At 47.7% G+C, this 11,435-nt stretch carries 14 protein-coding genes; 2 read left to right on the top strand and 12 right to left on the bottom strand.

Going from position 1 to position 11,435, the window contains the following annotated elements; genetic code table 11:
* Positions 1-34 precede the first annotated feature (34 nt).
* The 3 genes from ACLU9Q_RS08010 to ACLU9Q_RS08000 all read right to left on the bottom strand — a co-directional run bounded on the left by ACLU9Q_RS08010 (position 35) and on the right by ACLU9Q_RS08000 (position 2,327).
* Complete coding sequence (locus tag ACLU9Q_RS08010) at positions 35-520, bottom strand: hypothetical protein (protein ID WP_296839948.1); 486 nt, start codon at positions 518-520, stop codon at positions 35-37.
* A complete protein-coding gene (locus ACLU9Q_RS08005; RefSeq protein WP_296839945.1) occupies positions 513-1,904 on the bottom strand; it encodes an AAA family ATPase in 1,392 nt (463 codons plus the stop codon). Before ACLU9Q_RS08005 ends, ACLU9Q_RS08010 begins: the two co-directional genes overlap by 8 nt.
* A gap of 63 nt (positions 1,905-1,967) precedes the next feature.
* Positions 1,968-2,327 (bottom strand): winged helix-turn-helix transcriptional regulator, encoded by a 360-nt coding sequence (locus ACLU9Q_RS08000; RefSeq protein WP_296906296.1) that lies wholly within the window; start codon positions 2,325-2,327, stop codon positions 1,968-1,970.
* A gap of 173 nt (positions 2,328-2,500) precedes the next feature.
* On the opposite strand from ACLU9Q_RS08000, the gene ACLU9Q_RS07995 reads away from it, so the two are divergent.
* Positions 2,501-3,436, top strand: coding sequence for a radical SAM protein (locus tag ACLU9Q_RS07995; RefSeq protein WP_296839940.1), 936 nt, complete (start codon positions 2,501-2,503; stop codon positions 3,434-3,436).
* A gap of 407 nt (positions 3,437-3,843) precedes the next feature.
* On the opposite strand, the gene ACLU9Q_RS07990 is transcribed toward ACLU9Q_RS07995, so the two are convergent.
* On the bottom strand, positions 3,844-4,248 hold the full coding sequence (locus ACLU9Q_RS07990) for a hypothetical protein (RefSeq protein ID WP_296839938.1): 405 nt from the start codon (positions 4,246-4,248) through the stop codon (positions 3,844-3,846).
* Between the two features lie 117 nt (positions 4,249-4,365).
* Between ACLU9Q_RS07990 and ACLU9Q_RS07985 the strand changes: the two genes are divergently transcribed.
* Complete coding sequence (locus ACLU9Q_RS07985; RefSeq protein ID WP_412624939.1) at positions 4,366-4,473, top strand: GHKL domain-containing protein; 108 nt, start codon at positions 4,366-4,368, stop codon at positions 4,471-4,473.
* A gap of 192 nt (positions 4,474-4,665) precedes the next feature.
* On the opposite strand, the gene ACLU9Q_RS07980 is transcribed toward ACLU9Q_RS07985, so the two are convergent.
* The 8 genes from ACLU9Q_RS07980 to ACLU9Q_RS07945 all read right to left on the bottom strand — a co-directional run bounded on the left by ACLU9Q_RS07980 (position 4,666) and on the right by ACLU9Q_RS07945 (position 11,344).
* Positions 4,666-4,887: a helix-turn-helix domain-containing protein gene (locus tag ACLU9Q_RS07980; protein WP_296839935.1), complete on the bottom strand. Its 222-nt coding sequence runs from the start codon at positions 4,885-4,887 to the stop codon at positions 4,666-4,668.
* Positions 4,888-4,896: 9 nt separating this feature from the next.
* Entirely contained in the window at positions 4,897-5,472 is a 576-nt protein-coding gene (locus tag ACLU9Q_RS07975; protein ID WP_296839933.1) for a hypothetical protein, read from the bottom strand.
* 269 nt (positions 5,473-5,741) lie between these two features.
* Entirely contained in the window at positions 5,742-6,701 is a 960-nt protein-coding gene (locus ACLU9Q_RS07970; RefSeq protein WP_296839931.1) for an OmpA family protein, read from the bottom strand.
* Positions 6,702-6,715: 14 nt separating this feature from the next.
* A complete protein-coding gene (locus ACLU9Q_RS07965; RefSeq protein ID WP_296839928.1) occupies positions 6,716-8,356 on the bottom strand; it encodes a MotA/TolQ/ExbB proton channel family protein in 1,641 nt (546 codons plus the stop codon).
* Between the two features lie 52 nt (positions 8,357-8,408).
* The gene (locus ACLU9Q_RS07960; RefSeq protein ID WP_296839925.1) at positions 8,409-9,083 is read right to left on the bottom strand and encodes a uracil-DNA glycosylase; all 675 of its coding nucleotides are present in this window, start codon (positions 9,081-9,083) and stop codon (positions 8,409-8,411) included.
* A gap of 11 nt (positions 9,084-9,094) precedes the next feature.
* Entirely contained in the window at positions 9,095-9,856 is a 762-nt protein-coding gene (gene hisF / locus ACLU9Q_RS07955) for an imidazole glycerol phosphate synthase subunit HisF (RefSeq protein ID WP_296906298.1), read from the bottom strand.
* A 2-nt stretch (positions 9,857-9,858) separates the two neighbouring features.
* Positions 9,859-10,473, bottom strand: a complete 615-nt coding sequence (gene hisH / locus ACLU9Q_RS07950) for an imidazole glycerol phosphate synthase subunit HisH (protein ID WP_296838721.1) — start codon at positions 10,471-10,473, stop codon at positions 9,859-9,861.
* A gap of 229 nt (positions 10,474-10,702) precedes the next feature.
* On the bottom strand, positions 10,703-11,344 hold the full coding sequence (locus ACLU9Q_RS07945) for an orotate phosphoribosyltransferase (protein ID WP_296838724.1): 642 nt from the start codon (positions 11,342-11,344) through the stop codon (positions 10,703-10,705).
* Positions 11,345-11,435: the final 91 nt, after the last annotated feature.

Here is an 11,435-nt window from a genome sequence, read left to right as displayed (position 1 = left end):
AGTTTTTTGCTGGTTTTTCTTTTATTGAGGCATCTTACTTTCCCTTAGAATTATACAATACATGCTCCAAATTACAGGAATTAAAATAAATCCGATAAGGAATGCCATTTATTTTTCCGGTCTTTCTCAGTTTAAATAAAACGGCACCTTTTCGCCTGTTGCGGTCTATAATTGCACTTACATCAGGAGCTTCAATACATTCTTTATAGTACCGTATTTCTTCTATATCTGCTTTTTTTATATCTGTGCTCTGAATATACACACCATCAGTGTCTGCAATATGAATAATCTTTATGAAGTCATCCTGATGATACCGATATTTACTTTTTATATTTTCAATCTGTTCATTTATTTTTGTCAGAATCTTATCTGTGGAGACATAATCCTTCAGAGTAATATCCCCATGCACAACAACAAATTGCACCTCATTGCTGGAAAAATATTCTTTCATAATAGTCCCAAGCGCTGCTTCATCGCTTGGACCTTCCACGATGAACGCAACAACTTTCTTCTCAATCATGCAGTATTGTCCTTCCTGCCTTTCTGAAGGCACGTGCAATTCTCAGACTGTCCGTTTCCTCATAAATTACTTCATCCTGGCCTCCCAGTGTAATTCCCCTGAGATACATATCCCTGAGATTGTTTGACGCTTTTATGTTCTTCATCCTGATATATCTTCTGTCCGGATTTGCTGTGGAAAACATAATACTGTCTTTATCCAGCATCTCCAGCGCACGTAAATTATGAGAAGTAAATATCAACTGCCCTTTTGCGCTTTTATTGAAAATGTCAAGCAATTCTCCGAGCATATATTCAAAAATGCCCGCATCCAGTTCATCAATCGCCAGACAAACTGAAGCGTCACCAAATGCCTGAATCAAAACATTCAAAATAGAAATAATTTTAATAATTCCTTCTGATTCCATCCGGATTGGAATCGGAGGCATGTTTTCTCTGACAGAAACAAGCTCCACTCGATATCCGTCTTCGCCGGAATCCATCAACTGTTTTCCGTAATTATAAATATCTATCCTCATTCCCGGAATAATAGTGAACAAAACCATATTAATCTGCTCAACAATGGTATCCAGGATTTTTTTTCTTTCTTCATTTAGAACAACCGGCTCTGTCAGCGGAACAGCCAAATCTCCTTTCATTCCAATTTCATTCTGTTCAATCCGAAATGCCACCGGCAGCAAAAAATTGGCGGAAATCATTCCGGAATGTGCATTGCGGATGACAAACAAATCCTTTAACGCAAACCGGAACAATGCCCTTATTACCTCTGAATAAGGTTTGAAATTATTTTCGTATATGCGGCAGAAAATTTCTCTGCTGCTTTCTCCGAAAATATAAGAATAATTACCCTTCTCTGCCATCTTTCTTGCTACGATAAGGTCCGTTTTGTTTTCTGTATTGGCTTCCACAACCTCATCCAGTCTCTTTTTCGGAAGAAATATATTTTCTCTGTCTGCGCGCTGAAAATCCATAAATACTGTTTTATTACTTCTGGAATTACCTTTATTTATGGCACAGCTCATAGTTTCCCGAACAATTTCTGCCCGCTTTCCATCTCTCTGCAAAATAACCCTGTAATTTACCTCATAAATGGTCTCTTCTATAAAAATATAAAAATCTGCAGAAATCTCCGCCCGATTATCATTTACATCGATATAATCTGCCGCTTCCTCTTCAACCGTCCTGCCAGTCATAATTTCCTGTAAATAATACAGCGCATCAATTATAGCCGTTTTTCCAGAACCATTCTGACCATATATGCCCAATACTTCAGCATTTTTGTAGGATAACTGTTTCCGACAGGCATTTGGCATCATAATCTGTCCGTTTTTTACATTTTTAATATTCGAAATTTTCAGCGAAGCCAACCTTACGATACTCTCCATAGCTTTCTTCCTCCATAGATTATATTTTAACACACCCGCCTTCTTTATTGCAATTCTTTTTTCTTATTTTATATTTTTTATTCCTTTTTTTTGAAAAATATTCAGATTTTTATCGCCCCATTCTTTCATATAGTCAAGAACAGATAAAAAGCTCTCTCCCAGGTCTGTCAGACTGTATTCGACATGCGGCGGCATCTCATGGAAGTCGGTGCGGACGATAAAGCCTTCCGCCTCCAGCTCACGGAGCTGTTTCGTCAGCGAGCTTTCCGTAATCTCTCCAATCTGACGGCGAAGCTGTCCGAATCTCCTTACATCGCATTTTCCGATATACCAGAGCAGCTCGATTTTATATTTCCCGCCCAGCATTTTCTGCATAGCGGAAATCGTTTTGCACCGCTCTGCCGCCGCCTCTGATTTTCTCATATGCCTCATCCTCCCTTTTTCATCAGTATAACACATTTTTCCGGATGAAAAAGGTACTGCAAAAAAGTACCGTACTTTTCTTTTTGCTGTACCCTGTTATAATATCCCCAACGGGACAGTCGTGTGCAGGTTTCCCGTTGCCTGCACATAATCCATCTATGTGAGGTGATTTTATGCATTATACTGGAACGATCTGGCGTCCTCCCTATGAGGCGGATTCGCTTCTTCTGGAGGTGACGGCAGGCTGCACGCACCACAACTGCAAATTCTGTACGCTGTACAGTGATTTGCCGTTTAAATTCCGGATGTCTCCCCTGAAGGACATCGAAAGCGATTTGCTGGAAGCACAGATTCTTCGCACAAATCCTCATTCAAAAATGCTGAATATTCTTTCGGGGAAATCCGGTCCAGAACCGATCCGGCGGGTTTTTCTGACGGGCGCCAACCCGTTTGTTCTGAAAACAGATAAGCTGCTGGAAATCGCAGAACTCATACGAAAATATCTGCCCTCCGTCGAATCCATCGGCTGCTTTGCCCGCATAACGGATTCCGTAAAAAAGACGGACGAAGAGCTTACGCTGCTCAGACAGGCGGGCTATAATAGGCTGACCATCGGGGCAGAAACCGGAGACGACGCGGCGCTGTCCTTTATGCAGAAGGGCTATACCGCCAGAGACATTCTTACGCAGTGCAGAAGGCTGGAGCAGGCTGATATCTCCTACGGTTTCTTCTATCTGACCGGTATTTCCGGAAAAGGGAACGGCGAATCCGGTGCAAAAGCCACCGCAAAAATCTTCAATCAACTGCATCCGTTTCTGGTCGGACCTAACATGCTGACCATTTATCCCGATTCTGTGCTTTATCGGGAAATCCGGAATGGAAACTGGCAGGAGGAAGGAGAGCTGGAAAAATATCGGGAGCTTCACACTCTGATTGAAAACCTGCATATTGAAACGTATTTCGCTGCAATGGGAGCCTCCAATGCATTCCAGCTCAGAGGCAGACTGCCGGAGGATAAAGAAAAGCTTCTGAAAACGCTTGAACGGATTATTTCTGATGTCAGTGAGCAGGAACTGCGGCGCTACAGAAAGCATCTGCCGCATCTATAAAAAATCCCCTGTACCTTGTCTGTGCAAAGTACAGGGAATATCTATAATTCCAGGTCGTTTCCGCAGAATGGGCAAAATTCCATTCCGACAGACCCCTGAGAGGGCAAGTGCATGTGACAATACGGACACTTCCAGAAGAATTGGAACACCAATAATCCGATTATATTTATTATCAGTCCGGCGATACCGAAAAAAATCTGAACTGCTTCCGATGTATTCACTCCGATAATCATAAATAGAATTCCAATTACAATCAGGATCCGGCCTGTCCGCCGGACATAGCGCAATTTCATGGCAATTCCCTCTTTTCCTTAATCAAAAGCGTATTTCCCAGCAAAATATCCCTATGCTAATGTTCCATCTCTTTCGACCCGCAATACTGCAATGTCCATTAATTATCCCTTTTTTTATCTATACTTAAGAAAGATATTTGACAGCTTCTTTATATGAGCCTCCATGAGATCTGACACCATATAATGCATACTTCCTATTGGCGGCGGGTTCCATGCTCTTATACTTGATTCCGGATAAGAATCTGTAACCTTGTCTCCCCCTTTAACTTCATAAATCGTAATTGACAACGCATCCAGGTTAGTATCCATATTTACAATATTCTGTACGTCACCATATGTTGCGCCGGTATTTTCATTTGCAAACCAGACATCAACATTTTCTCCCAGTTTATTTTTCACGGTAATTTTCGTTTCATGAATTTCTTCATTACTCAAAACATCCTCGGCACATACTGGCAATGCCATGTAAAAAATCATTCCAATAAACATTAAAAATCCCATAAATTTAAATTGTTTCATAGATTTTGCCGCTCCTTTCCTTTTCCGGTTTCGTGAATCTTTCATCATTTGCACAGTTCAATTAAAATCATCACATATGATATCACAAGTAATATCAGCCGGCGGAAGGCATAAAATATAGGTCTGAAAAGCTGCCAAGTGATTGTACAGAAGCATCACGGAAACCTTATCATAGAACAGGATGAACAAAATTTTAAAATAACCATATACCTGCCGCATCTATAAAATCAGCCCCCGTCTTACGACGAGGTCTTACTTCTTCCAGGACTTCTTTTTAAGGTGCTGCCCTCGCACCATATCTTTGCCTTCCGGCTCACTTCTATTATATGCGAAATCAGCAGAAACCGCAAGACAATCTGCAAAAATCTTTATTCAGCCAATCGAAATAATTTTTCTTTTCCGGGTCGCACCTCGGCGCTATGAATCCCGATCATCTTTTTCGTATTCCAGAATGTCTCCCGGCTGGCAGTCGAGCACCTCGCAGATCGCCTCCAGCGTAGAAAAGCGGATCGCCGTCACCCGATTGTTTTTGAGCTTGGAAAGGTTGACATTGGAAATACCCACCTTCTCCGCCAGCTCATTCAGCGATATTTTCCGGTCTGCCATCATGCGGTCCAGTCTCAATATGATTTTCCCCATAGTTCCTCCTCACAAAAGTCCATCCACATCTTCCTGAAGCTGTGTACCGTAGGCAAAGATCTGCGAGAGCGAAAGCGCCACAACACCCATCAGCAAGCTGTCCAGATTGACGCTCAGCTCCGCCACCTCAACGCCGATAAAGAGCCGTGCAATGATGCTCATCACCAGGCAGACAGCCGACTGTGAAATCAAAAAAATGCCAATCTCACGCACCATGCGGATGGTGTCTTTCTGAAATGGTGTGGCTTCCCTGGCAAATGAGGTCGTCCCAGCTGCCGTGCGCACGATCAGATAAACATTGCGGTAGACCATCGCCATCAGTGACAGGCAGATCACTGCCGTCACCGCAAAGAACAGCACCGCCGTCATATCCAGCGTACCATCCGCCTGAACGGCTGTGATTTCAAACCCGTATGATGTCAGCTCCGTCCCCTGCGAGACAACCCCTGCTGTAAGAAAATCTGCCAGCCGCTCCCTCATAAACAGACACCCTGCTGCAATGACAAGCATGATCGCCGTTGTAAACCAGTGCAGGATCTCCAGGATTTTTGCTCCGATCATAGTAACCTTATTTAAGCACTTCATATAAAAACCTCCCGTATTATGATAGTATCATTCCCGGTTCTGATGATACTATTATATTGCAGGAATTATTGTTTGTCAATATATTTTTATCGTTTATCGATAAATTATTAATGTTTCGCGAAAAACCATCTGTCTGTGGAGAGAAAGAATGCTGCAAATTCTGTATTAAAAGCTACAGGACCTTCCTCCGGCAGCCCCTTCGGATGAATGGAAACAAAAGGATACCCGCAGGATATCCCGCGGGCATATGTCTTGCAGATTATTCATTTTTAATTGTCCAGAATCGACCGCAATTCCTCGATCATCTCCTCGTCCTTCAGGCGGAATTTTACTTCCACGCGGCGGGAGGCGTCGGCGTCCTCGTTGCCATTCTCATCGAGTACGAGGTTGCTGCTGGAATGCCCGTTGACCGTCAGCTTTTCTTTCAGTGATTGCTGATCGTCGGCATCCAGGAAGCTCTGACAGATGCTGAGCAGATACTCCGCCACTGCCAGGGAACGGCGCTGGGAAAGCTCCAGATTGTACTCGTAACCGCCGCTGCTGTCCGTGTAGCCGTCGATGATGATCTCCGCAAGGTACGGGAAGTATTCCTCCTGCATCAGCACGCTGCAGTAGATCGGCAGGACATTGCCGAGCACCTCCTGCCCCTCCGGTGTCAGCTCCGTCTCGTCGTAGTCGAAGAGGACACTGGAATCCATGACAAGGGAGCCGTTCGTCTCGTCGATCTCAACGCTGATGTTGTTATTGGCAAACTCCTGCTTCAGAGCCTCGATCACGTCCGCTTTCACTCCGATGATCTTGTCGATGCGCGCCTGCTGATCTGCAAGCTGCGTGGTCTTTTCATCCAGCGCGCTCTGCTGGCTCTCAAGCGTAGCACTCTGTGCATCAAGCTGGCTCTGCTGCTCGTCAAGCTGTGCTGCCAGCGCGTCGAGCTGCGCCTTCTGCGCGGCAAGCAGCTCGTCCTGCGATGCGAGCTGATCCTTCTGTGAGGCAAGCTGATCCTGCTGGTTTGCCATCTGATCCTCCTGGCTCATGATTTTCTTTGTATATTCATCCTGCAAATACAGCTTTTCATCGCGCTCCTTTATGCTCGCCTCATAATTCACCTGCGCCTGAAAAAGCGAGACGCACATGATCAGCACAAAAAGCAGCAAAATACCCGCCATCATATCGGAATAAGAACGCCATACATTGAAACCGCTGTTTTCCTTTTCTCTGCGTTTTCTCATAAATACCCTCCAGATTACTTATCGCCCCGGAAAATACCTCTTCCCTTCCTGCGGCTGCTTTCCTTCATGTAGGCAACCATCGTCTCAAGCAGCTCCTCCTGGCGCTCGCCCTGTTCCTGCAGCGTTTTCTGGATATCAAGCAGCAGGTCGCGGTTGCTGTTGTTCACCGCCATATTGCGGATGCTCGTGCGCTGCCCGGCTTCCGGCGAGGTAACGATATTGTACAGGAGATTCTGCACCTGTTCCATCGTCTTTGCCGTCAGCTTCTGATACTGTACAAACTCCTGCATCCGCTCGTTGTAGCTCTCCACCAGCCGTTCGTTCGCCTCGTAGAGATTGCTGTTGTGCTGGCTCGCCGCCGCGAAGCCCTCCACGCTGACGCTCGCCGCGCTGACATATTTCTGCATTGCCTGGTTGCACGCCACCCAGAATTTCGCCGAGCTCTGCTCCGCATCCTGCAGATACGACACCACCTGGCGGTAATTCTGGTTCAGCGTCTCCGCATACTGCTGGTTCATGTCCATCGTCTGCTGCGCGCTCGTCAGATATTCCTTATGCATCGCGCCCATCTCGCGCACCATACCCTGCATGTTCGTGTTCTCATTCTCGAAGGTCGTGCGCAGCTCCTGCGCCATATCGCGGTAGAGATTTTTCGTATTCTCCGCCAGAGCATTCTGCGCCTTCGTCAGCTCATCCAAAGCCTCGTTGAAATTGTCAAACTGAAGCTGAAAGGAAGAACGCATCTTCTTCAGGAAATCCTCCAGAAGCCCACTCAAAAGCTCCTCCTGCCCTTTGGCCATCGTCTCTGTGAGAATATCCATCGACTGATTCATCTTGCGGAAGGAAGGCGTGATCACCTTCTCGAAGCTGTTTGCCAGATGCTCGGAAAACTGCTCCGTCATTTTTTCGATCGCCTCGGTCTGCTCGCTCTGGTAATTTACCATGATATTGCGCGCCTCCGCCTCCGCCGACGGGATCACGTAATGATGGAATTTATCCAGAAAACGCTGCAGGCTGTTCATCAGATCGCTGTAGGCCGCCTTTGTGCCGTAGCCGAACACCAGCGACAGCGACAGACCGTAAATGGACGTGAGGAAAGCAACCTTAATACCGTTTACCAGGGACGATACGGAGGCCGTCATCGCCTCATAGTTCGAAGGCTCAAAGTTTTTCAGACCAAACACCAGCCCGATAAAGGTACCGAGGATACCAAGGCTCGTCAGCACATCCGGGATCAGATCGATCAGCCGTTTTCCAAAGATGCTGTCCACCTCGGTGTCGTTAATGTAATCCTCAATATCGCCGATACCGCTCTGGCTCTTTCGGATAAAGGCGGTAAACTCCTGATAGCGCTCATCCAGCTCCTCATGCTCAAAAAGCTCCTCCGGCAGCGACGCAGGAGATCCTTCTATGGAATCCACCACATTAAATGTGTTGTCGATCTCTTCTGCCGCCCGGTCGAAAGCCTGCTCCAGGCCGGACATTTTCCGGAATCCAAGCGCCATACCCACGATGCAGATCACGATCATCAGCGCGAGAAAAGCAAAATTGTAGATCATCATGTCGAGCGAGCCTCTGCCGACAAACAGCGTGAACACGATACTTGCCGCGATCACCAGCACAAACAGTATTTTGTCAAACCATTTTCTCCCCATGGTATCTCTCCTCCTCTATACGTTGCAGCAGTTCAGCCAGGCTGTCCTGTTACTATACATTCTCTATCTGCCAGTCGATCGGCTCTATGCCGTGCTGCTGCAGGAATTTATTTGTCCGGCTGAACGGCCGGCTCCCGAAAAAGCCCCGGTAAGCGGAAAGCGGACTGGGATGCGGCGCCTCCAGGATCAGATGCTTCGGATTATTCAGCATCGCTTTTTTCATCTGCGCCGGTCTTCCCCACAGAATAAACACGATCGGGCGGTCCTGATCATTTAAGATGCGGATCGCCGCATCGGTAAACTCCTCCCATCCGATGCCGCGGTGGGAATTTGCCTGGTGCGCCCGCACGGTCAGAACCGTATTTAGCAGAAGCACCCCCTGCTTTGCCCACTTCGTCAGATATCCGTTATTCGGGATATAACAGCCACAGTCGTCCTGCAGCTCCTTGTAGATATTCACGAGCGACGGCGGGATCTCGACGTCCGGCTTGACGGAAAAGCAGAGTCCGTGCGCCTGTCCGTCGCCGTGGTACGGGTCCTGACCCAGAATAACCGCCTTCACCTCCGAGAGCGGCGTAAACGCAAAAGCGTTGAAAATATCATCCGCAGGCGGAAAGATAAGGTGCGTGCGGTATTCCTCGTTCACGGTCTGATACAGCTTTTTATAATATGGCTTGGAAAACTCCGGCTTCAGCGGAGTAAGCCAGTCGTTTGAAATCGGTGGCATAGTTTTTCTCCTCACATTCTGACAGAGACCTTTCTGCTTTGCAGATATCTCTTCACTTCCTGTATTTCCAATTCTTTATAATGAAACAGCGAAGCGGCAAGCGCCGCGTCCGCGCCTCCTGCCGTCAGCGCATCGTAAAAATGTTCCATCGTTCCTGCGCCGCCGGAGGCGATCACCGGCACCGGGACAGCGTCCGCGATCGCGCGCGTGAGTGCAATATCATAGCCCGCCTTCGTGCCGTCGCAGTCCATGCTGGTGAGCAGTATTTCGCCCGCTCCCATGCGGCAGACCTTCTCGGCCCACTCGACAGCGTCGATTCCTACGTCGATCCTGCCGCCGTTTTTATAGATATTCCAGCCACTCCCATCCTCCCGGCGTCTGGCGTCGATCGCAACCACCACGCACTGACTGCCGAATTTATCCGCCGCCTCGCTGATCAGCTCCGGGCGGTTGATCGCGGAGGAATTGATGGAAATCTTGTCGGCTCCTTCCCTTAACAGTATTTTAAAATCCTCAACGGTGCGGATGCCGCCGCCCACCGTAAAGGGGATAAACACGCGCTCGGCAACACGCCGCACCATATCGACCACGGTTTTGCGTTCATCCGAGGACGCCGTGATATCAAGGAAAACAAGCTCATCCGCGCCCGCCCTGTCGTAAGCCGCCGCAATCTCCACCGGGTCGCCCGCGTCCCGCAGGTTCACAAAATTAACGCCCTTAACTACCCTTCCGTTATGTACATCCAGACAGGGGATGATCCTCTTTGTAAACATCGCTATTCCTCCCCAAGCTCCGTGAAATTTTTCAAGATCTGAAGTCCCGCACGACTGCTCTTCTCCGGGTGGAACTGGCAGGCAAATACGTTGTCCTTCTCCACGGAGGCGTGAATGTGTACGCCGTACTCCGTGGAAGCGGTCACAATCTCCGCCTCGCGCGCTTTCAGATAGTAGGAATGGACAAAATAGACGTATGTCTCCTCCTTAAGCCCCGCAAACAGACGCCCCGGATGGTCGAACGTTAAAGAATTCCAGCCGATATGCGGCACCTTTAAGCCCTCCGTCTCCGGTATACGCAATATCTCGCCCGGCAAAATACCAAGCCCCGCCACCCCCGGAGATTCCTCGCTGCGCTCAAACAGAAGCTGCAGCCCCAGGCAGATGCCAAGAAACGGCTTTTTCTGCGCGGTCACTTCGCGGATGACCGGCACAAGGTCATATTCATTCAGCCGCCCCATCGCGTCCCCAAAGGAACCGACGCCGGGCAGGATCACCTTGTCCGCCCGCAAGATCTCCTTTGCATCCCTGGTGACGCAGGCTTCCTTTCCAAGAAACTGCAGCGCCTTATATACGCTTTTTAAGTTGCCGGCATCGTAGTCGATAATCGCGATCATGTCATTTTCCTCCCATAACCGGGTATTTTCAGGACTTATTCCATAAATCTTCTTTGAGAACATCGCCCATTCTTGTTATATTTTATCACATCTCGTTACACGTCATTACGCAGATAATTCGTAAATAATTCGTATGAAGAAATTTTTACGAATATCAGGAAACGCACAAGGGAGTGCATTTTGTCTGCACTCCCTTAGTTTAACACATTTTTTTTTAACTTACAACGCTTTACATGCGGGAATATCCGTAACTATTTACAATTGCATCCAGCTTCTGTTTTGCTCTGCACATCGGGCACTCTGTCGCATGGTACATTTTGTAGTCGGGAATATCCTCGTCGGTAAACAGCGAGCTTACCTTCACCCCGTCTACCTCTTGCGTTGCGCTGAACAGCGCCGCTGCGCCCTCCACAATGCCTCCGTAGTAGCGGATACATTCTACCGCACGCTTGATGGTGATACCGGTAGATGCCGTGGCAAGCATCAGCAGTACATGCTTGTCTTTGATCATGCCCTGCATATTATCCCGGAAAATAAGCTGCCCGCCGGTGTGGATCTCCGGTGAAACAACGTACATGGTCTGATGGGAGTTAATGGACATGATGCCGTTTCTGGTAAGCTGCTCTGCCAGATATGCTCCGATGATCTCGCAGCCGTCCATGCAGACGATCGTATCAATGTATGTAGTCGTCTCGTAATTGCGCGCGAGGATCTTTGCTGCGCCCTCCGCTTCGCTCTTACGCGCCTTTAAAAAGGTCATATCCACATAATAATTGATATGGGAGTGATTGGTTACAAAATGTCCGGGGATGACCCGAAGCACCACGTTGCTGTTTGACTTTGATGGTATTCTGATGACTCTGGATTCCATATGTACCCTCCTGTATGAGTTCTTTTGTGAATAGTATACCATACATCAAGAGAATTACAATTGTTTTTCGTCATTTTTATGAAAAATAATC

Source organism: Marvinbryantia sp. (assembly GCF_047017445.1).
Taxonomy (GTDB): domain Bacteria; phylum Bacillota; class Clostridia; order Lachnospirales; family Lachnospiraceae; genus Marvinbryantia.
Note: the sequence above shows the minus strand (reverse complement) of the source record. Positions and strands in the feature narration are given on the sequence as shown.